15 protein-coding genes are annotated in these 20781 nt (G+C 75.7%); 8 read left to right on the plus strand and 7 right to left on the minus strand.

The window, feature by feature from the left end; all coding sequences use genetic code 11:
* Positions 1 to 22 precede the first annotated feature (22 nt).
* A complete protein-coding gene (locus ACIGNX_RS02600) occupies positions 23 to 1612 on the minus strand; it encodes an FAD-dependent monooxygenase (RefSeq protein ID WP_396535525.1) in 1590 nt (529 codons plus the stop codon).
* A gap of 121 nt (positions 1613 to 1733) precedes the next feature.
* Between ACIGNX_RS02600 and ACIGNX_RS02605 the strand changes: the two genes are divergently transcribed.
* The gene (locus tag ACIGNX_RS02605; protein ID WP_396535527.1) at positions 1734 to 4931 is read left to right on the plus strand and encodes a BTAD domain-containing putative transcriptional regulator; all 3198 of its coding nucleotides are present in this window, start codon (positions 1734 to 1736) and stop codon (positions 4929 to 4931) included.
* Between the two features lie 94 nt (positions 4932 to 5025).
* Here ACIGNX_RS02605 and ACIGNX_RS02610 read toward each other — a convergent pair whose 3' ends face one another.
* The 3 genes from ACIGNX_RS02610 to ACIGNX_RS02620 all read right to left on the minus strand — a co-directional run bounded on the left by ACIGNX_RS02610 (position 5026) and on the right by ACIGNX_RS02620 (position 7798).
* Entirely contained in the window at positions 5026 to 5766 is a 741-nt protein-coding gene (locus ACIGNX_RS02610; RefSeq protein WP_396535529.1) for a class I SAM-dependent DNA methyltransferase, read from the minus strand.
* An 89-nt stretch (positions 5767 to 5855) separates the two neighbouring features.
* The gene (locus tag ACIGNX_RS02615; RefSeq protein WP_396535531.1) at positions 5856 to 6377 is read right to left on the minus strand and encodes a hypothetical protein; all 522 of its coding nucleotides are present in this window, start codon (positions 6375 to 6377) and stop codon (positions 5856 to 5858) included.
* A 62-nt stretch (positions 6378 to 6439) separates the two neighbouring features.
* On the minus strand, positions 6440 to 7798 hold the full coding sequence (locus ACIGNX_RS02620; RefSeq protein ID WP_396535656.1) for a glutamate decarboxylase: 1359 nt from the start codon (positions 7796 to 7798) through the stop codon (positions 6440 to 6442).
* Positions 7799 to 8162: 364 nt separating this feature from the next.
* On the opposite strand from ACIGNX_RS02620, the gene ACIGNX_RS02625 reads away from it, so the two are divergent.
* On the plus strand, positions 8163 to 8984 hold the full coding sequence (locus ACIGNX_RS02625; protein WP_396535533.1) for an SAM-dependent methyltransferase: 822 nt from the start codon (positions 8163 to 8165) through the stop codon (positions 8982 to 8984).
* A 74-nt stretch (positions 8985 to 9058) separates the two neighbouring features.
* Here ACIGNX_RS02625 and ACIGNX_RS02630 read toward each other — a convergent pair whose 3' ends face one another.
* Positions 9059 to 10021 (minus strand): hypothetical protein, encoded by a 963-nt coding sequence (locus ACIGNX_RS02630; RefSeq protein WP_396535535.1) that lies wholly within the window; start codon positions 10019 to 10021, stop codon positions 9059 to 9061.
* Between the two features lie 134 nt (positions 10022 to 10155).
* On the opposite strand from ACIGNX_RS02630, the gene ACIGNX_RS02635 reads away from it, so the two are divergent.
* Positions 10156 to 13185 carry a BTAD domain-containing putative transcriptional regulator gene (locus tag ACIGNX_RS02635; protein WP_396535537.1) on the plus strand — a complete coding sequence of 1010 codons (3030 nt, stop codon included), beginning with the start codon at positions 10156 to 10158 and terminating at the stop codon, positions 13183 to 13185.
* Here ACIGNX_RS02635 and ACIGNX_RS02640 read toward each other — a convergent pair.
* Entirely contained in the window at positions 13175 to 13996 is an 822-nt protein-coding gene (locus tag ACIGNX_RS02640) for a Calx-beta domain-containing protein (RefSeq protein ID WP_396535539.1), read from the minus strand. The genes ACIGNX_RS02635 and ACIGNX_RS02640 overlap by 11 nt on opposite strands.
* Before the next feature lie 111 nt (positions 13997 to 14107).
* Positions 14108 to 14671, minus strand: a complete 564-nt coding sequence (locus ACIGNX_RS02645; RefSeq protein WP_396535541.1) for a hypothetical protein — start codon at positions 14669 to 14671, stop codon at positions 14108 to 14110.
* A gap of 223 nt (positions 14672 to 14894) precedes the next feature.
* On the opposite strand from ACIGNX_RS02645, the gene ACIGNX_RS02650 reads away from it, so the two are divergent.
* The 5 genes from ACIGNX_RS02650 to larC all read left to right on the plus strand — a co-directional run bounded on the left by ACIGNX_RS02650 (position 14895) and on the right by larC (position 20781).
* Positions 14895 to 16553: a family 43 glycosylhydrolase gene (locus ACIGNX_RS02650; protein ID WP_396535543.1), complete on the plus strand. Its 1659-nt coding sequence runs from the start codon at positions 14895 to 14897 to the stop codon at positions 16551 to 16553.
* A 175-nt stretch (positions 16554 to 16728) separates the two neighbouring features.
* Complete coding sequence (locus ACIGNX_RS02655; protein ID WP_396535658.1) at positions 16729 to 17613, plus strand: amidohydrolase family protein; 885 nt, start codon at positions 16729 to 16731, stop codon at positions 17611 to 17613.
* A complete protein-coding gene (larA, locus tag ACIGNX_RS02660) occupies positions 17610 to 18890 on the plus strand; it encodes a nickel-dependent lactate racemase (RefSeq protein WP_396535545.1) in 1281 nt (426 codons plus the stop codon). Before ACIGNX_RS02655 ends, larA begins: the two co-directional genes overlap by 4 nt.
* Complete coding sequence (larB, locus tag ACIGNX_RS02665; RefSeq protein ID WP_396535547.1) at positions 18887 to 19579, plus strand: nickel pincer cofactor biosynthesis protein LarB; 693 nt, start codon at positions 18887 to 18889, stop codon at positions 19577 to 19579. Before larA ends, larB begins: the two co-directional genes overlap by 4 nt.
* Positions 19576 to 20781: a nickel pincer cofactor biosynthesis protein LarC gene (gene larC / locus ACIGNX_RS02670; protein WP_396535549.1), complete on the plus strand. Its 1206-nt coding sequence runs from the start codon at positions 19576 to 19578 to the stop codon at positions 20779 to 20781. Before larB ends, larC begins: the two co-directional genes overlap by 4 nt.

The following is a 20781-nucleotide window of genomic DNA, read 5'->3' on the forward strand; positions in this document are numbered from 1 at the left end:
CCCGGTGGCGGCACCCGTCAGGTCACCGGGGGCCGTCCCCGCGGAGGAACCGGCCGACGGCCCGGTCGAGCGCTGCCGGGTCCGGATCGCGGTCGGGGTCGCGGTCGGCCGCCCAGGCCACGACGCCGTCCGGCCGCACGAGCACGGCACCCAGCCCGAGGTCGCCCAGTTCCCGGTCGCCCAGTTCCCGGTCGCCCAGCCCCGGATTGTCCAGCCCCGGATTGTCCGGCCCCCGGTCGCCGGGCCCCGGGTCGTCCGCCGCCGGACCGGTCACGTGGCGCAGCTCCTCCCGGCCGACCGCCCTGCCGTGCAGCAGCCCGTCGAAGTCGAGCAGGACGGCCCGCCCGTCCCGCATCAGGTCGGCCAGGCCCGTGCCGTCCGCCAACCGGAAGTCCGGGGCGGTGAGCCCCACCAGCGGGTGCCTGCCCCCGAGGTCGTGGCGCAGCGACGCCCCGGAGACCCTCCCGTAGGCGTAGGTGGTGCCGTCACGGGTGCCGAGCAGGTCGCGCAGCACGCCCTGCACGGCCCGGCCGTGCGCGTCCGGTCGCATCGCTGCCGACTGGGCGCGGGTCCAGTCGAGCACGTCGGCGCCCACCGGGTGGCGTTCCCCGGTGTAGGTGTCGAGGAGCGCCTCCGACGCCCTCCCGCGCACCACCGCCGCCAGCTTCCACCCCAGGTTCAGCGCGTCGCCGAGGCCGGTGTTGAGCCCCTGCCCGCCCAACGGGGAGTGGACGTGCGCGGCGTCGCCGGCGAGCAGCACGCGGCCGCGCCGGTAGGTCGTGGCCTGCATCGCCCGGTCGGTGAAGGTGGAGACGAGGTGGACGGCGGTCAGCGTGACGTCGGTGCCGGACACCCGGCGCAGCACCGCTTGCAGGTGCGCCCGATCGGGTTGCCGCCCGCGGTCGAACGCGCCGCCGTCGAAGTCCACCACGCCGAGGTGCCCTTCGGCGGGCATCCGGAGGTACATGCCGTCGGGCGTCGGGTGGAACCCGGGGCGCAGCACCTCGGGCCGGTCGACGTCGACCAGCATGGTGTAGCCCGTGAACAGCGGCTGCGTCCCGACGAACCCGAAGCCCGCGGCCCGGCGCACGGCACTGCGACCGCCGTCGCACCCGACGACCCAGCGCGCCGCGTGCCGCTGCCCGCCGGCGTGGACGACCACGCCGTCCGGGCCCGGTTCCACGTCGGACACCGCGACACCGCGCCGGATCTCCACGCCGAGCCCGGCGGCCCGCTCCGCCAGCACCGCCTCGACGGCTTCGAGGCTCGTCATCAACCCCCGCGGCACGGCGCCGGCCAGTCGGTGCGGCAGCGCGTCGAGGTCGACCTTGGCCGGGTCGAGCGCCATCCCGGCGAAGTGGCCGACGGCCGGCGGTCCCGACGGGGCGTCGCGGACGCCCGACGCGGCCACCAGCCGGTCCGCCAGGCCGCGTCGGTGGAACGCCTGGACCGAGGCCGCCGACAGGCCCCGCAGCCCCAGCGGCGCGGCCCGCCACCGCGAACCCGGCCGCGGCTCCCGTTCGAGCACCAGGACCGAGCAGCCACCCAGACCGAGCTCGCAGGCCAGGAACAGGCCGACCGGGCCGGCTCCGGCGATCACCACGTCGTGCACGGGGAATCCCCCTTCGTCGTTCGGTGCGGTGACCCTGACGCCGGCCGTTCACACGCGGCGCACACGGCGCTCACCTCGACCCGCGTGGCGTGGCCGCGGGCGCGCACGCGAGGATCGGGGGGTGGACGGGGGAGTGCGGCTTCGCTTCGCGCTGCTCGGCGCGTTCCGGGTGTGGCGCGGTGACGTCGCCCGCACCGTCCCCGGTGCCCGGCTGCGCGGGCTGGCCGTGCGGTTGGCGCTGGCGGGCGGGCGCCCGGTCGAGCAGGACGCCCTGGTCGACGCGATCTGGGCCGAGGACCCGCCGACCGACCCGGGCCACGCCCTCCAGGCCCTGGCCTCGCGCCTGCGCCGGGCGCTCGGCTCGACCGGCGACGTCACCGCGGTCGCGGGCGGCTACCGGCTCGCCGTGGACGCCGCCGACGTGGACGCGCTGCGGTTCGAGCGGCTCGCCGCCACCGGCCGCGACCGCCTGCGCGCCGGCGACCCGCGGGCCGCGGCGGCCGTGCTCGGCGAGGCCGTCGCGCTGTGGGGCGACCACCCCGGCGCCGAGCCGCCGGCCGTGGTCGCGGTCGCGCCGGCGGTGGCGACGCGGCTGGCCCACGCCTCGGTCGAGGCCGTCGCCGACCTGGCCGAGGCCGAGCTGGCCTGCGGCCGGGCCGACGCGGCAGCGGCCCGGCTGACCGCGCTGCTCGCCGACCACCCCGTCCACGAGCGCGCCGCCGCGGTGCTCATGGACGCGCTCGTCGCCCAGGGCCGCGAAGGCGAGGCCCTGGCCTGCTACGAACGCGTGCGCGAATCCCTGGCCGACGTCCTGGGCGTCGACCCCGGAGCCGCGCTGCGCGGGCGCCACCTGAGGCTGCTGCGCGCCGAGCCCGTCGCCGAGGTGAGCCCGCCGAGCCGCCTGCCCGCGCCCCTGACCAGCTTCGTCGGACGCGCCGACGAACTCGCCCGGATCGACGCGCTGCTGGCCACCGGGCGGCTGGTCACCGTGCTCGGCCCCGGCGGCGCGGGCAAGACCCGCCTGGCCGTGGAAGCCGCGCGCCGGCGGGACCACCGCGACGGCGTCTGGCTCGTCGACCTCTCCTCCGTCACCGGGCCGGCGGAGGTCGGGCCGGCGCTGGTCGCCGGGATCGGGCTGCGCGGCACGGCGCTGTTCGAGCCGGCCGGACCGGTCGGCGACCTCGACGTGCTGGTGGAGCGGCTGGGCGGCCGGGAGGCCCTGCTGGTGGTGGACAACTGCGAGCACCTGGTCGACGCCGTGGCCCACCTGGTCTCGGCGCTGCTGACCCGGTGCTCGGGCCTGCGGGTGCTGGCCACCAGCCGCGAGCCGCTGGCGGTCGACGGCGAGGCGCTGGTCCCGCTCGGCCCGCTCGCCCTGCCCGCACCGGACGCGGACGTCGAGCAGGCCCGCGGCACGGCGTCGGTGCGGCTGTTCGCCGAACGGGCGGCGGCCGTGCGGCCGGGGTTCGACGTCGACCGGCGCAACCTCGCCGAGGTGCTGCGGGTCGTCCGCGCGCTCGACGGCCTGCCCCTGGCCCTGGAACTGGCCGCGGCCCGCCTGCGCGCGCTGTCGTTGACCGACCTGGCGGCCGGGTTGTCGGACCGGTTCGGCCTGCTCACCACCGGCAACCGGACGGCCCTTCCCCGGCACCGCACCCTGCGGGCGGTCATCGCGTGGAGCTGGGACCTGCTCGACGCGGACGCGCGCACGGTCGCGGAGCGGATCTCGGTGCTGCCCGGCGGCGTCACGCCGGCCTCGGCCGCGGCGGTGTGCGCCGCAACGGCGGTGCCGCCCCACCACGTGCGCGACCTGCTCGCGGCCCTGGTCGACCGCTCGCTGCTCCGGCTCGCGCCCGACACCGGCCGCTACCGGATGCTCGAGACCATCCGCGAGTACGGCGTGGAACGCCTGGCGGAGCAGGGCGCGCTCACCGCCGCGCGGGACCTCGCCGCGCGTCACCTCGCCGACCTGGTCGCCCGCCACGACCCGCTCCTGCGCGGCCCCGACCAGCTCGACGCGCTGCGCGTGCTCACCGCCGAGCACGACAACGCGACGGCCGCCCTGCGGCACCTCCGCGACACCGGGGAGGTCGACGCGGCGCTCGCCCTGGCGACGGACCTGACCTGGTACTGGCACATGCTCGGCCGGCGGGCCGAGGCGTCCCGCTGGCTCGACCCGGCCACCGCGTCGCCGGGCGTGCGGCGCGACCTGGCCGAGGCGGCGCTCCTGCTCGACGCGCACGACCTGCGCGGCGAGCCGGTCGGCGACGCGGCGCACGCGCTGGTCGACCGGCTGCTGCGCCACCCGGAGCCGCCCGCGTTCGGCGTGCCGACCGCGGTCCGGCTCGCCGCCCTGGCCGGGGTCGACCCGGCGCCCCTCGTGCGGCGGTTGGCCGACGGCCCGGACGCCTGGCGGGCCGGGCTGGCCCGGGTGGCCCGCGCGGAACTCGCCGAGAACGACGGCAGGCTGGACCAGGTCGCCGACGACGTGGCCGCGGCCCTGGCCTGCTTCACCGAGGCGGGCGACCGCTGGGCGATCGCCACGGCGTTGCCGCTGCGCGCCCTGCTGCGGCAGTACGACGGCGACCTCGACGGCGCGCTGGCCGACCTGACCGAGGCCAAGCGGCTGGCCCGGGGGTTCGGGTCGCTCAGCCACAGCGACGAGACGTTCATCGACCTGCGGCTGATCGACCTGCACGTGCGGCTGGGCCGGACCGGGCGGGCCGCGGAGATGATCGCGGCGACCCGGCAGCGCGCGCTGCGCTCGACCGTGCCGGAGATGGTGGTGCTGCTGGACGCCCGCGAGGCCGGGCTGCGGCTGCGCGGCGGTGACCCGGAGCGGGCCCGCGAGCTGGTCGAGGCCGCCGAGGCCGGCCTGTCCGACCGGCTCCCGTTCGGCGGCGACCACGGGCGGGCCCTGGTCTCCGCCGTGCGGGCCGAGCTCCGCCTCGAACTCGGCGACGAGCACGGCGCGCGAGCGGCGCTGGAACGGGCGCACGCGGCCGCGGTCGGCAGCGGGGACCTGCCGGTCGTGGCGTCGGTCGCGGTGGGCGTGGCGGGCCTCGCCGCGCGCCTCGGGCGGTTCCCCGACGTGGCCGCGGTGCTCGGCGCGGCGGCCCGCCTGCGCGGCGCGGACGACCGCACCGACCCCGCGGTCCGCGCGTTGGGCGGCCGCGCCCGGGCCGCGTTGGGCGACGAGCGCTTCGCCGAGGCGTACGAGGCCGGCCGGCGGCTGGGCGTGCCGGCAGCGCTGGCGCGCACCGACCCGACCCGGTTGCGCGGCACCGGGGCCGCCGGCGACCGGGTGGACCCGCGGTGACCACCCCGATCGGAACTCCCACCCGGGCGTGAGCCGCGGGACGTCCGAACCCGCCGGGGCCGCGGCCGCGACGGGCTCACCCCGCCGCCCGGCCTCAGGTCGGCTTGCGCCACACGGAGATGTGCTTCGCCGAGTCCTGCGTGAACGGCGTCCCGTGCCAGTCGGCGACGCGGCGCTCCAGCTCGAGCCCGGCGATCCGGGCCATCAGGTCGAGTTCCGCCGGCCAGGCGTACCGGTGCCGGGAGGCACCGCGCCGGTAGCGGCCGTCGTCGCCGTCGCGGGTGAGGTGGTGCGAGACGAGGACCTGCTCGACCAGGTCGAAGGTGTCGAACCCGAGGTGGTGCTCGGAGACGTCGAACGGCACCGCGACCTGGCCGGGCGGCAGGAACCGCAGCGGCGGCACGCCCAGCTCGACGACGAACCGGCCGCCGGGCACCAGGTGTCGTGCGGCGTTGCGGAAGCACTCGACCTGCTCGTCCTGCGTGAGCAGGTTCGTGATGGTGTTGTAGACGAGGTAGACCAGCGTGAACCCGCCGGGGACGACGGTGGTGGCCATGTCCCCGATGACCACGGGCAGCGAATCCGCGTCGACCTTGCGCCGCAGCACCGCCGCCATGTGCTCGGACAGCTCGATGCCCACGACCGGCACGCCGCGTCCCCGGAGCGGGACGCCCACCCGTCCGGTCCCGACGGCGAACTCCAGCGCCCGGCCGTCCCCGGCGAGGTCGGCGAGGAACGCCAGGGTCGGTTCGAGGACGGCGGCCGAGGACATCTCGACCTCCTCGGCGTCGTAGCGCTCGGCGGCCGCGCGGGTCCACAGCTCACTGCTCGTCACGGTCGTCCACCTTGCCGGGCACCGAGAGGCGGTGTCGACGCATTTACCCTCACCGGGCCGCGGGACCGGGGTCGCCGGCCGCCCGGCGCTCAGAGGCCGATCACCAGCAGCCCGGCGGCGGTCAGCGTGGAGACGCCCGTGGTCGAGCAGGCGAGGGGGTTGGGTTGCAGGCCGGTGCCCGTCGACTTCGCCGGGTCGGGCGTGAAGCTGCCCGACGTGATGGAGCCGAGGGCGACGACCACGATCTCCCCGCCGACCCGGGTGGTGGTCCGGTTGTAGGAGAAGGTGCTCGGCGGGATCGCGCTGGTGGTCCACGTGTAGACCCGCGTGCCGCTGCCCGCGGCCAGGACGCCGCTGCACGAGGCGTTGGTCGCCGTGCCGGACTCGTGGTAGCTCCCGGTCGGCGCGGAGCCGCTGGTGCAGTTGAACAACTGCCCCTCGACGGTGAACGTGACGTCCCGCGGGGTGTTGGTCAACGGCGGGTCGTAGGTGACCACCTCGCTGAGCGCGCAGGTCTGGTCGACCGCGGCGTGCGCGGTGGCGGTCGTGCCGGACATCGCCAGCACGGCGGCGGCCGCGCAGGCCCCCGCGATCCTCGGTGTCTTCGCCATGCCATTCGGTCTACGCCTGCCGGCGTCGCACCGGGAGCGCCGTTCGGGTGGAGGCCGCCCCGTCACGACCTGGCTTCGCGGTGGGCCGGCTGGTGGTGCGTGCGGGCGGTGTCCGCGCCGTGGGAGAACGACGCCGACTCCTCGCCGCGCTGCGGCTCACTCTGGTGGCGCAGCCGCGGCAGGACGCGGCGCAGCGCGTCGACGAGCAGGTCGGCGAGGTCGTGGCTGAACCCGTTGCGGACCACGACCCGCAGCACGGCGAGGTCCTCGCGGTCGGCGGGGAAGGTGTAGGCGGGCACGAGCCAGCCCTGCTCCCGCAGGGCGGCCGAGACGTCGAAGACGGAGTAGCCGCTCTCCCCCTCGGCCAGGGTGAAGGCGAACACCGGCAACTGCCGCCCGTCGGTGACCAGGCGGAACGCCCCGAGGTCCGCGATGCGGCCGGCCAGGTCGGAGGCGACCTCCCGGCAGTACGACTGCACGCGGCGGTAGCCCTCGCGGCCCAGCCGCAGGAAGTTGTAGTACTGCACGACGACCTGGGCGCCGGGTCGGGAGAAGTTCAGCGCGAAGGTGGGCATCTCGCCACCCAGGTAGTTGACCCGGAACACCAGGTCCTCGGGCAGGGCGTCGGCGTCGCGCCAGACCACCCAGCCGACACCGGGGTAGACCAGGCCGTACTTGTGGCCCGAGGTGTTGATCGAGGCGACCCGGGGCAGCCGGAAGTCCCACTCCAGGTCCGGGTCGCAGAACGGGGCGACCATGGCCCCGGACGCGCCGTCGACGTGGACGGGGACGTCCCAGCCGCGTTCGTCGCGCAGCCGGTCGAGGGCGGCGCAGATCTCGGCGACCGGCTCGTAGCTGCCGTCGAAGGTCGAGCCGAGCACGGCGACGACGCCGATCGTGTTCTCGTCGCAGTGCTCGACCGCCTCCTCGGCGGTGAGGTGGAACCGGTCGCCCCGCATCGGCACGAGGCGCGCCTCCACGTCCCAGTAGTTGGCGAACTTCTCCCAGCACACCTGCACGTTGACGCCCATGACGAGGTTGGGGCGGTCGGCGGGGCGACCCGCGGCGCGGCGGCGGTGCTGCCAGCGGCGCTTGAGCGCGAGGCCCGCCAGCATGCACGCCTCGCTGGAGCCGGTGGTGGAGCAGCCGGTCGCGCGGTCGGGGTCGGCCGCGTGCCAGAGGTCGGCCAGCATCCGCACGCACCGCTGCTCCAGGTCGGCGGTGCGCGGGTACTCGTCCTTGTCGATCATGTTCTTGTCGGCGCACTCCGCCATCAGCGCCCGGGCGGTCGGCTCCATCCAGGTGGTCACGAACGTGGCCAGGTTGAGCCGGGCGTTGCCGTCGAGCATCAGCTCGTCGTGCACGACCTGGTAGGCGGTGTCGGCGGGCAGCCCGTCGTCGGGCACGCGGTTGCGCGGCACGCGGAACGGCTCGCGGGTGAAGACCGGGTTGACCGCGACGTCCTCGCGGCCGGTGTCGTGCGCGTCCGCCGGGTGGTTGAGGGGCACGGTCCGGGCCTTTCGGTGGGAGGGGTCGCCGGTCCCGGCTACCCGCGCACCGCCGGGGCAACCGGTGGGCGGCCCGATGTCACCGGTACGGGTCGGGTCGCGCCGACCGGCCCGCGCGTTCACCCGGTCGAGGCTCTCTAGCCCGATCAGGTGATGCCGGTGGCGGTAGGTTGATTTGTCGACCTCGACCTGCCTAGGTGATCCGCGTGGACCACATGTTCGATCTTGTAAATGCCCGCCCGGGCACCGGCCGCCCCGCCGCGCGGGGAGGGCCGCGATGACCCGGGACGAGGGCGCGGCGCTGCCGTGGGTGCCCGACGAAGTCGACATCGACAGCCCCAGCGTGGCGCGGGTCTACGACTACCTGCTCGGCGGCGGCCACAACTTCGCCAGCGACCGCGAACTGGCGCGGCGGCTCGTGGAGGCGCAGCCCAACGTGCGCGAGATCGCGCGGCAGAACCGGGCGTTCCTGCGCCGCGCGGTCGTGTTCCTGCTCGAAGCGGGGGTGCGCCAGTTCCTCGACCTGGGCTCGGGCATCCCGACGGTCGGCAACGTCCACGAGATCGCCCAGGCCGCGGCACCCGGGACGCGGGTCGTCTACGTCGACTACGAGCCGGTCGCCGTCGCGCACAGCCGCCTGCTGCTGCAGGACAACCCCGACGCGGTGATGGTGAGCGCCGACATCACCCGGGCCTCGGACGTGCTCGACGCGCCGGCGACGCGGCGGATGCTCGACTTCGACCAGCCGATCGGGTTGCTGGCGGTCACCATCGGCCACTACATCCCGCACGCGGCCGACCCGGTGGGCCTGTTCGCCCGTTACCGCGACGCGCTCGCGCCCGGCAGCCACCTGGCCCTGACCCACCTCACCGACGACTTCAGCGCGGTGCACGGCGACCGCATCGTGAGCACCATGAAGACCACCCGCGACAACGTCTTCCCGCGTGGCCGCGCCGAGGTGCTGGAGCTGTTCACCGGTTTCGAGCTGGTCGAGCCGGGCCTGGTCACCACCTCGCTGTGGCGGCCGGACAAGGGGGTGCACGAGGTGCGCGACGCCGAGCAGGACGCCCTGTACGCGGGCGTCGGCCGACTGCCCTGACCGGAGCCGGACGAGCCCCGGGGTGCGCGGCTCCCCGCCGCGCACCCCGGGCTTCCTCCCCCAGGCGGAAGTCCCTACCGGAACGTCAGGCGGTACTCCACGCCCCCGCGGTCGACGCCCTGCTCGTCGGTCTGGAACACGGTGAACGGCTTGCCGTTGGCGTCCCTGGTGCCGTTGACGACCAGGCCGACGGGCAACCGCTCGCCCGCCTTGAGCACCAGGCCGGTGAACCGGGCCTGCTTGGCGTCCACCACCTGGAACTGGGTGGTCCCGACCTGCCGGAGGCCGACCGCCTGCCCGCCGGCGGCGCGCCAGCGCTCGGTCAGCGCCTGCCCGAGGTCGACCACGACGCGGCCCTGCCCGATGAACGGCTCACCGACCGGCGCGACGACCAGGCCGGCGCGCACGTCGCGCGGGAGCGGGTTGCCGATCATCCAGTCCATCCTGACGTCGACGTTGGCCGGGTGCGTGGCCGTCACGACGTTGTGCCAGGCGATGTTGTTGTTGTTCCGGGTGTTGGTCTCCGTGCTGAGGCCTTCAGCGAACGCCATCGGGTCGGCCGGGTCCTCGACCCACCGGGCCAGCAGGCAGTAGTGCTTCCAGTCGTTCGGCACGGTCCACGGGACCATGAGCTGCTGCCCGCCCGGCGGGATGGTGGCGGTGACGTTGCCGAACTCGGTCCAGTCGGCGGTCCACTGCGCGTTGCCGCCGGCCTTGGTGTAGTACAGCCGCAGCTTGCCGGTGTGGGCGACCTGGTCGTTGTTGTGCACGTTGACCCAGACGGAGTAGGTCAGGGTCGGGGTGACCGGCACGTCGGCCGCGCACGGGCCGCCCGCGCAGACCGTGATGTCCGGGCTCGACCAGATGCCGCCCGAACCCGGCTCGGCGCCGGTGTCCGCGAGGTTGTCGCGCAGGTAGATGCCCGCGGTCGCGGCGCTCGCCTGCGCCGAGGCCGCGGCCGGCAGGAACGCGGCCAGCAAGGCGGTCACGACGAGGGCGAACAGGGCGCCCCGCCGGCTGCTCGGTGTGCGGTGCATGGGGTCCTCACTCTCGGTTGGGCAGTGGCCCGGTGACGGTGCGGCGCGCCTGTTGTGAACCGGTTGTGGGACCGGTGACCTTGGGCTGGTCAGCCGTTTCGCGGAGCCGGCACGACTGATTACGCTCGGTCGCCGTGGGGGAGGAAGGTGCCGACGTGGGCGAGGTGGGCGTGCTCGGGCGCGTGCGCGCCACCGGCCCGGCCGGACCTGCGGAGCTGCGGGGCGGGCGGCAGCGGACCGTGCTCGGGTTGCTGGCCCTGCACGCCGGGCAGGTGCTCTCGGTGACCCGGCTGGTCGACGCGGTGTGGGGCGAGGACCCGCCGCGCACCGCCGTGCGGACGCTGCACAGCCACGTGGCGCGCCTGCGGCAGGCGTTGGACGCCTGCGGCTTCGGCCCCGTCCTGCGGACCGCGAACCCCGGCTACGCCCTCGACGTGCCGCCGGAGCGGGTGGACGCCCTGCGGTTCGAGCGGCGCGTCCGGGACGGCACGCAGGCCGCCGAGCGGGGCGCGGTGGCCGAGGCGCTGGAGGCGTTCCGGGAGGCGGCCCGGCTGTGGCGGGGCGAGCCGTTCACCGACGCGCCGCTGTCGGGCTGGGGTGCGCGCGAGGTGGAGCGGCTGCACGAGCTGCGCCTGACCGCGCTGGAGGGCCGGTGGGACGCCGAGCTGCGCCTGGGCAACCACGTCGCGGCGGCCGAGCAGCTGCCGCGGCTGCTGGCCGAGCACCCGACCAACGAGGGGCTGATCGCGCTGCACGTGCTGGCGCTGTACCGCTGCGGACGGCACACCGAGGCGCTGACGGCCGTGCTGCGGGCGCGGGAGCGGATCGCCCACGAGCTGGGCGCCGAACCCGGACCGCGGTTGCGGGCCCTGCACAGCGCGGTCCTGCGCCGCGACCCGGGGTTGAGCGGCCCGCCCGCGGTCACGACCGGGCCCGCGCAGCTGCCGGCCCGCGTCGGCTACTTCACCGGCCGCGACGACGAGCTGGCCGAGCTGGACCGGGTGCTGGACGAGCCGGGCGACGACCGGCCCGTCGTGGTCGTGTCCGGCGCGGCGGGCATGGGCAAGACGGCGTTGGCGGTGGAGTGGTCGCACCGCGTGGCGCACCGCTTCCCCGACGGCCAGCTGTTCCTCGACCTGCGCGGCCACGACGCGCGGCGAGCCGTGACCGCCGGCGACGCGTTGGCCCACCTGCTGCGCGGCCTGGGCCTGCCCGACGACCGATTACCCGGCTCGACCGCCGAACGCGCCGCGCTGTACCGGTCCCTGCTGCACGGCAAGCGGTGCCTGGTCGTGGTCGACGACGCCGGTCCGGTCGAGCACGTGCTGCCGCTGGTGCCGGGCGCGGACCACAGCCTGCTGGTGGTGACCACGCGGAAGTCGCCCGCCGCGCTGGCCGCGCACTGCGCGGTGCGGCCCCTGCGGCTGGACGTGCTGGCGCACCGGTCGTCGTTGGCGCTGCTGAGCAGCGTGCTGGGCCCGCGGCGGGTCGAGCGGGAACGCGGGCCGGCCGCCCGCCTGGCCCGGTTGTGCGGCGGGATGCCGCTGGCGCTGAGGATCGCCGCGGCCCGCCTGGCGGGCGAACCCGACGCGCCGATCTCCGGGTTGGCGGCCGAACTCGCGGGGGCGAACCGGCTGGACGCGCTGGCCGTCGACGGCGACACCCGCACCGTGCGGACCGTGCTCACGAGCGCCTACCTGCCGTTGGAGCTGACCCAGACGCGGATGTTCCGGCTGCTCGGGCTGACGCCGGGCACCACGTTCACCGCGTCGCTCGGGGCGGCCCTCTGCGAGGTCCCGCCCGCCGTCGCCCACGCCGCTGCGGGCGAGCTGCGGGCGGCGCACCTGATCACCGCCGCGGGCCCGGACCACTACCGGTTCCACGACCTGATCCGCGAGTTCGCGCGGCAGCGCGCCCGCGAGGACGAAACCCGCGCCGCGACCACCGAGGCGGGCCACCGGCTGGTCGACTGGTACCTGCTCGTGGCCGACCGCGCCAACCGCGTCCTCGACCCCAACCGCGACCTGGTCACCCCCACCCCGCGCCACGCCGTCGGCGGTGTGCCCCCGCTGCCCGACCGGCAGGCCGCGCTGGCGCTGCTGGAGGCGGAGCGGTCCAACCTGACGCCGGTGGCCCGCTTCGCCCGGGAGACCGGTCGACTGGCCGCCGCCTGGCAGTTCACCTACCTGCTGACCAGCTTCTTCGACGCCACCGGGCACTGGCAGGAGCGGGTGGCGCTGTGCCGGCAGGGCGCCGCGGCGGCGGGCGAGCTGGGCGACCCGCTCGCCGAGGCCGAGATGCTGCGGGCGCTGGGCGTGGCCTACTACATGACCCGGCGGCTGCGGCAGGCGTTGGACACGCACGCCCTGGCGCTGCGGGCGACGCGCGTGGCGGGCGACCTCAACGGCGAGGGGCACGTCTACAACAACCTCGCCAACACCTACGCCGAGCTGCGCCGCTTCGACGAGGCGGTCGCGGCGCACGAGCAGGCGGTCGACCGGTGCCGCTCGGCGGGCAACCACCTGGGGCTCGCGCTGTCCCGGCGCAACCTCGGCAACACGCTGGTCCGCACCGGGCGGGCGGAGGAGGCGCTGGCACCGCTGCTCGAAGCCCTGGCCGGGTTCCGGCGGTTGGCCGCGCCCCGGCTGGAGGCCGCCACCCTCGACACGCTCGGCGAGGCGCGACTGGCGCTGGGCGACCACCGGCGGGCGCTGGCGACCTTCGCCGAGGCGCTGGAGCTGACCCGCGCCACCGGGTACGTGTGGATGGAGATGGAGGTCCTGCTGCACACCGGCGCGGCGCACCTGCTGCGACAGGACTTCGCGGCCGCCGCGGCCGAGTTCGAGCAGGCGTTGGCGATCAGCCGGGAGCACCGCTACCCGCACGTGGAGGCGGTCGCGCTGGACCGGCTGGGCCGGGCGTTCCTCGGCCGCGGCGACCTGGCCGCCGCCCGCGAGCACCTGGAATCGTCCCTGGCGGTGCGCCGGACCGTGCCGGACGGCTACGAGCAGGCCACCGCGCACCGCGACCTCGCCGAGGTGGTCGCGCGGCAGGGCGACGAGGCCGCCGCGGCCTCCCACCGGGCCCGGGCGATCGAGCTGTACCGGCAGGAGAACGCGACGGCCGAGGTCGAAGCCGTGCGTGCGCAGCTGATCAGCTCGTGACCAGCGTCAGCACCGTGCGCAGGTTGCCCGGGCTCCCGGAGGAGGGTGCGAAGAACTCCACCGGGACGCGCATCTGCTGCCCCGGCGCCGCCGTGATGGTGAACCGCACGACGGCACGGCGTGCGCCGGGCGGCACGGTGAGCACCAGGTCCTTGACCGGCACGTAGCCGAGCTGCGTGCCGCCGGAGTCCAGCGTGCGCACGTGCACGGTCCGGGTGTCGGGCGTCGCGTCGCGGAAGTGCGCGCTCGCCGAGCACACGTCCCGCCAGCAGACCCCGGTGCCCTCCGTGGACACCTCGCCGGAACAGCCCGCGTCGTTCGGGTCGCACCCGGTGCCGCCGGCGTCGTCGTCGGTGATCCACCCCGCCCCGCTGCGCCCGGTGACCACGACACCCGTGGGCAGGTCGAGGGAGACCCAGAACACCTCGGTCAGCTCCGGCACGGCGTCACCGGCCACCGCGACGGTGACGTACTTGGTGGCGGTCTCGCCCTGCCAGGTCAGCACGCCGGACGTGGCGGCGTAGTCCGACCCCGCCCGCGCCGGGTCCCGGTCGGCGGACGCGCCGTCGACCGTGCGGAACCGCACCGAGCCGGACGCCTGGCAGCCCGCCGCCACCACGACCGAGACGGGGAACCGGAACACCGTCGTCGCGCCCGTGCCCTCGGCCCGCGTCACGTCGCCGACGTCCACGGCCGCCGGCGCGCACGCCGCAGCCGTCGCCGACGTGACCCCGCCGGGCAGGGCGAACCCCACCACCGCCGCGACCGCGAGCAACCGCGCGGCCGCCTTCCCGCTGCGCCACCAGAACATGCCTCACCCCGTGTCTCGCGCCGGCCGCTTGTGCGCCCGCTCCCGGACGCTGCCTACCGGGACGGCGTTGTGAACCGGTTGTGCGGCCGCCGCCGGCACGACCGGGCCAGGTCAGAGGAAGGTCGTCTGCCCGAGCGGCACGGCGAGGCCGGACAGGCCGTTGAGCAGGCAGTCGAGGTTCGGGTTGGCCACGCCGACCGTCTGCGAGGTGGTCCCGGCGAGCGGGCCGCTGGTCTGCCAGGTGGTCAGCTGCACGGTGCCGTCGAGCACGTTGGTGCGCACGGTGAAGTCGAAGGTGGTCTCCTCGTCACCGGGGGACCACTGGATGGTCGCCGAGCCGGTGATGGTCAGCAGCAGGTTGCACGGGACGCCGCCGAGGCTGGTGGCCGTGGCGGTGGCGGTGGTGACCGCGCCGCCGGCCAGCTCCGGGTGGGAACCGTTGGGGGACAGGCAGTTCACCAGGTCCGCCACCGCCGTCACCGAGGCGGTGGTCCGCGTGGCGGTCAGCGCGGGGGCGAAGGTGAGCTGCACGTTGACGTCGCAGGTGAGGTCGGGCACCACCGCGGCCGCCGGTGGCGCGGTCGCGGTGACGGCGCCCAGCGCGAGGGCGGACGCGGCGAGCGCCGCCCACGCCCTGAGCCGGGTTCGGGCGGTGGTCCTGCGGTGCGTCGACATGGGTCTCCTCCCGTGGGCGCCAGGTCGGCACGACGATCCGACCACCCGGCGCGACCGGCGACAAGCGACCGGAAGAGTTGCGGGAACCGTTGCCGTGACCGGGAAATCCCGGCGATGGGCCGGACGTGGCCGCGGACGTCGGAAGCCGTCACCCGGTGGGACCACCGCCGGCGCCCGCGCTTCGGCCGTGGACGGGACGGCGACGAGCGGCAGGATGGCGGGTATGCGACTCACCACCCTGCTCGTCGCCGTCCTGACCTCCGCGTCCCTGCTGCCCGCGCCGGCCTCGGCCCACCCGGCCCGGACGACCGACGCGACCTACCACAACGACGCCGCCACCCCGGGCGCCGACCCGTTCGTGCTGTTCGACCGGCCCAGCGGCTACTACTACGCCTACTCCACCGAAGGCGCGGACCCCGGTCACCACTTCGCCGTCTACCGCTCGCCCGACCTCGCCACCTGGGAGCACCTGCCCGGCGGCGCGCTGCGGGCCGGGCAGGACGGCGACTGGGCGCACGACTGGTTCTGGGCGCCCGAGGTCTACCACAACCCGGACACCGGCCTGTACTTCTTGTTCTACGCGGCCAGGATGAACCGCGACGTGGCCGCGCACTTCGGGCACGCGGACTTCGAGGAACCGTGCAAGGTCGGCGTCGCGGTGTCGCGCTCGCCCGCCGGCCCGTTCCACGACATCGTCGAGGGCCCGCTGGACTACCACCCGTACGACCCGGCGTACCACGACGTCAACCTGATCATGGACGCCGCGCAGAAGAAGCCGCCCGCGACGCTGGAGGAGGGCCGGACCGCACCGCTGGGCACCTACCTGCCCTACATCGACCCGAACGTCTTCTTCGACGCCGACGGCCGGATCTACCTGTACTTCTCCCGCAACGCCTACCGCAACTGGGTGTGGGACACCGACCTCGGCAAGTACGTGGAGGAGTCGAACGTCTACGCCGTCGAGCTGACCGGCGACTGGTGGCGCGACCCCACCGGCCGGACCATGCCCGCCATCGCGCCCGCGTACCGCGACGCGAACCGGGCGTCGGACGACCCCCCGGGCGTGCGCAAGGACGGCTACGTCCCGATCCTGGCCTACGGCTCCGACCAGCAGGCGTGGGAGAACGCGCACGTCAACGACTACGCGAAGTCCGGTGGCGCGAAGAAGGACCGGCGGTGGGCCGAGGGCTCCACCACCCTCAGGACCACCGACGCGCGAGGCGTTCCGCACTACTTCCTGACGTACTCGGCGAACAACTACGAGAACGAGTTCTACGGCGTGGGCTACGCGACCGCCGACGGACCGCTCGGCCCGTGGCGCAAGGCGGCCGCGAACCCGGTGCTGGCCCAGGACCCCGCCCGGGGCCTGTACTCGACCGGGCACGGCAGCGTCATCGGCTCACCGGACGGCACGCAGTTCTACTACGTGCACCACGGGCGCCCGTCGACCACCTCCGCCCGAGCCCTCTGCACCTCCCGCCTGCACCCGGGTCCGGAGCTGTCGATCGACGCGTCCACCTCCGACGAGCCGCTGCCGTCGGGCGTCGGGCCGCTGCGGATCGGGGCCGGGGACCGCGTGCTGCGCCCGCGCCCGGGCGGTTCCGCGACCACGACGGTCCACGTGAGCAGTGCCCGGGGCGCCGCGTTCGACCTGACGAACCCGCAGAACCGCCTCCGCGCGGTGCTCCGGCCCGCCGACGCCGGGACCGCCGTCGTGCGGGGCGGCCAGGTCACCGTCACGACGACCGGCCGCCGCCCGGCTGTGCTCACGGTCTCCTACCAGCGCCACGAGGCCGGCGGCGGCTACCGCGACGTCGCCAACACCGGGCCGCGGCGCATCGACCCGGTCCAGGTCACGATCCCGGTGGTGACCCGGCCCTGACCGCGCCCGTCGAGCCGCGCGCACCCGGCCGTCCCGTCGCTTCGGTCTTGGGGAGGGGTGAGGCGCCTCTATAACCTGCCGGGGAGGCGGGCGGCGGCGCGTTCCGGGTGCTCGCCCGGTTCGTCCGCGAGACCGACGTCGACCTCGACGAGCGACACCGGGAGGAAGCACCGTGATCCGGATCGACGCCCACCACCACCTGTGGCGGCTGCTCCCCGGCACGGGCGGCCCGCGGCCCGCAGCGCGCGCCCACGACTGGCTGGACGACCCGACCGCGGCGGCGATCCGGCGCGACTTCACGCTGGACGACCTCGCGCCGATCGCGGCGGCGGCGGGCGTCGACCGGACCGTGCTCGTCCAGGTCCTGCCGGACGTCGGGGAGACCGCCGACTTCCTCGCGCTCGCCGCGGAAGACGCCGGCGGCCTGGTGGCGGGCGTCGTGGGCTGGGTGGACCTGACCGACGGCCGCACGGCCGACACCCTCGACGCGCTGCGGGCCGGTCCCGGGGGAGAGCGGCTCGTCGGCGTGCGCCACCTCGTGCAGGGCGAGGCCGACCCGGAGTGGCTGGACCGCCCGGACGTCCGGCGCGGCCTCGCCGCGGTGGGGGAGGGAGGTTTGGCCTACGACCTGTTGACCCGAACGCACCAACTCCCGGCGGCCATCCGGGTGGTGCGCGCGCGGCCGGGGACGACCTTCGTGCTCGACCACGTGTCCAAACCGGACATCGCCTCCGGCGAGCTGGAGCCCTGGGCCTCCCTGGTCCGGGAACTGGCGGCCGAGCCGAACGCCTTCTGTAAGCTGTCCGGCATGGTCACCGAAGCGGACCACGCGTCGTGGACGCCGGCCGACCTCCGCCCGTACGCGGACGTGGTGCTGGACGCGTTCGGGCCGCGACGGGTGATGTTCGGGTCCGATTGGCCGGTCTGCCTGCTCGCCGCGTCCTACGACGAGGTGCTCGCCGCGGCCGAGGCGGTGACGGCCGGCCTGACCGCCGCCGAACGCGCCGAGGTGTTCGGCGGGACGGCGGCCCGCGCGTACCGACTGCGGGAGTCGAGTTGAGGGTTCGCCTGGCCTACGGGCAGTCGGGGCTGGACGTCGAGGTGGACGAGCGCGTGGCGACCGTGGTGGAACCGGTGCACCACGCGGCCGCGCCCGACCAGGTGGCGGTCCTGCGCGAGGCGCTGCGGTCGCCGGTGGCCGGACCGCCGTTGCGGGAGCGGGTGCGCCCGGGCCAGACGGTGGCGATCTCGGCGTGCGACGGCACCCGGCCGCAGCCGCGCCACCTGATGATCCCGGCCGTGCTCGCCGAGCTGGACGGCATCGTGGACCTCGACGACGTGGTGGTCCTGGTCGCCACGGGCACGCACCGCGGCAACGACGAGGCCGAGCTGCGCCGGATGTTCGGCGACGAGGTCGTGGACTCGGTGCGGATCGTCAACCACGACGCCCGCGACCGCGACAGCCTGGTGTGGGTCGGGACGCACGGCGACGGCGTGCCGGTGTGGCTGAACCGGGAGTGGGTCGAGGCGGACGTCCGCATCACCACCGGCTTCGTGGAGCCGCACTTCTTCGCCGGCTTCTCCGGCGGCCCGAAGATGGTTGCGCCCGGCCTCGCCGCGCTGGAGACGGTGCTCGTGCTGCACGACGCGGCCCGCATCGGCGACCCGCGCGCGACCTGGGGCGTCATCCACGGCAACCCCGTCCACGACGACGTCCGGGCCATCGCCGAGGCCACCGGCGTCACGTTCTCGCTCGACGTGGTCCTCAACCGGGACAAGGACGTCGTGGCGGCGTTCGGCGGCGACCTGCTGCCGATGCACGCCGCCGCCACGGCGCTGGCCAAGCGCACCGCGATGCGCCCGGTCGACGCGCCGTTCGACGTCGTGGTGACCACGAACTCCGGCTACCCGCTGGACCAGAACCTCTACCAGTCGGTCAAGGGCATGTCCGCCGCGTTCCAGGTGGTCCGGCCGGGCGGGGTGATCGTGTGCGCCGCCGAGTGCCGCGACGGCTTCCCCGACCACGGCTCGTACCGGGAGGTGCTGGCCTCGCAGCCGTCGCCGCAGGCGTTGTTCGACGCCATCAGCGCCCGCGCCGACACCGTGCCCGACCAGTGGCAGGTGCAGATCCAGGCGCGCATCCAGTCCCGCAGCCGGGTCGTGATGCACACATCGTTCCTCAGCGACGTCGACCTGGCCACCGCCCACCTGGAGCAGACGCACGACATCTCCGACACCGTCGCGCGGGCGCTGGCGGCGGCGGGTCCGGACGCGCGGGTGTGCGTGCTGCCCGAAGGTCCGCAGACGATCCCGTACCTGTCGGGGGAGCGATCGTGAGCGGCGTGCTGGACCTGGGGTTCGCGCGGCTCGACCTGGCCCGCGAGGCGCGGCAGGGCCTGCCCGAGGTGGTCTACGGGCCCGGCAAGACGGTCGAGCAGCTGCGCGGCATCGTGACCGGGCTGCTGGAGCACAACACCGGGCCGGTGCTCGTCACCCGGGTGACCCCGGACGTCGCCGACGCCGTGCTGTCCTCTGTGGACGGTGGGGTGCACGACCCCGAGGCGCGGCTGCTGGTGTGGCGGCCCGCCCCGGCCGGGGACTTCCGGGTCGTCGTGGCCGCCGCCGGCACCTCGGACCGCCCGGTCGCCGCCGAGGCCGTGGCCGTCGCGAGCGCGGTGGGGCTCGCGGTGACCGCCGTGCACGACGTGGGCGTGGCCGGCCTCGACCGGGTCCTCCAGGTCCGCGGCGAACTGGCCGCCGCCGACGTGGTGATCGTCGTGGCGGGCATGGAGGGCGCGCTGGCCAGCGTCGTGGGCGGTCTGGTGCGGGTGCCGGTCATCGCGGTGCCGGTGTCCACCGGGTACGGCGCCTCGCTGGAGGGCGTCACGGCGCTGCTGGCGATGCACGCCTCCTGCGCGGCCGGCGTGACGGTCGTGAACATCGACTCCGGTTTCTCCGCGGCCATGTCCGCGCACCGCTTCGCCCAGAGCTGCCACGCCCGCGCCGCCCGCGGCGGTGACGCGTGATCTGCTCGGTCACGCCCTTCACCGGCATCGCGGGCGACATGCTGCTGGCCGCGCTGATCGACGCCGGCGCGCCGCTCGACCCGATCCGGGCCGCGATCGCCGCGACCGGCCTGACCGGGTGGGAGCTGACCGCGCGGAGCGTGGTGGAGCACGGCCTGCGCGCGACCCGCGTCCACGTCGAGGTCCACGACACGGCCACCGAGCGCCGGGCCGCCGAGGTGCTCGACCTCGTCGCGAGGGCCACCCCCGACCCCGTGGCCGCCCTCGCCGTCGCCGCCGTGACCGCGATCGCCGAGGTCGAGGGCCACCTGCACGGCGTCGACCCGGGCGAGGTGCACCTGCACGAACTCGGCGGGCACGACACCGTCGTGGACATCGTCGGCACGGCCGCCGCGGTGCACGCCCTGGGCGTCACGGAGGTCGTCAGCGGCCCGCTGCCGCTGGGGCGCGGCCAGGTCAGGTCCGCCCACGGCGTCCTGCCGTGCCCCGCACCGGCCACGCTCGGCCTGCTGACCGGCGCGGCCGTCACCGGCACCGACCTGCCCGGCGAGACCGTGACGCCGACCGGCGCGGCGCTGCTGCGCGCCCTCGGCACGCGCTACGACCCCGTGCCGCCCATGACCGTGCGCGCCACCGGTTACGGGGCGGGCACCCGCCGCCTGCCGGACCGGCCCAACGTCACCGTCGTGACGCTCGGCGACCCCCTCCGAGGTGACTCCCCCCGAGACGGCACCCTCCGGGGTGATCCCTCCCGGGGCGACGGCGTGGAACCGGTCGTGGTGCTGGAGACCAACCTGGACGACGTCACCGGCGAAACCCTCGGCCACACCATCGCCGGCGTGCTCCGGCAGGGCGCGCTGGACGCGTGGACGACGCCCGCCGTGATGAAGAAGGGCCGACCCGCGCACGTGCTGCACGTCCTGGCGCGCCCGGCCGACGCCGACCGCCTCGGCGAGCTGGTGCTGGCCGAGACCGGCAGCCTGGGCCTCCGCCGCGCCGACCTCACCCGGACCGTCCTGCCGCGCGCCTTCGAGACGGTCGACGTGGCCGGTCACCCGGTCCGCCTCAAGCACGGCCCGCACGGCGCGAAGCCCGAGCACGACGACGTGGCGGACGTGGCGGAACGGCTCGGCGTGCCGCTGGCCACCGTGCGCGCCCGGGCGCTGGGCGCCTCCGCCGGACCACCGACCACCGGAGGGTGA

This window comes from Actinosynnema sp. NPDC053489 (assembly GCF_044544865.1).
In the GTDB taxonomy this organism is placed as follows: domain Bacteria; phylum Actinomycetota; class Actinomycetes; order Mycobacteriales; family Pseudonocardiaceae; genus Actinosynnema.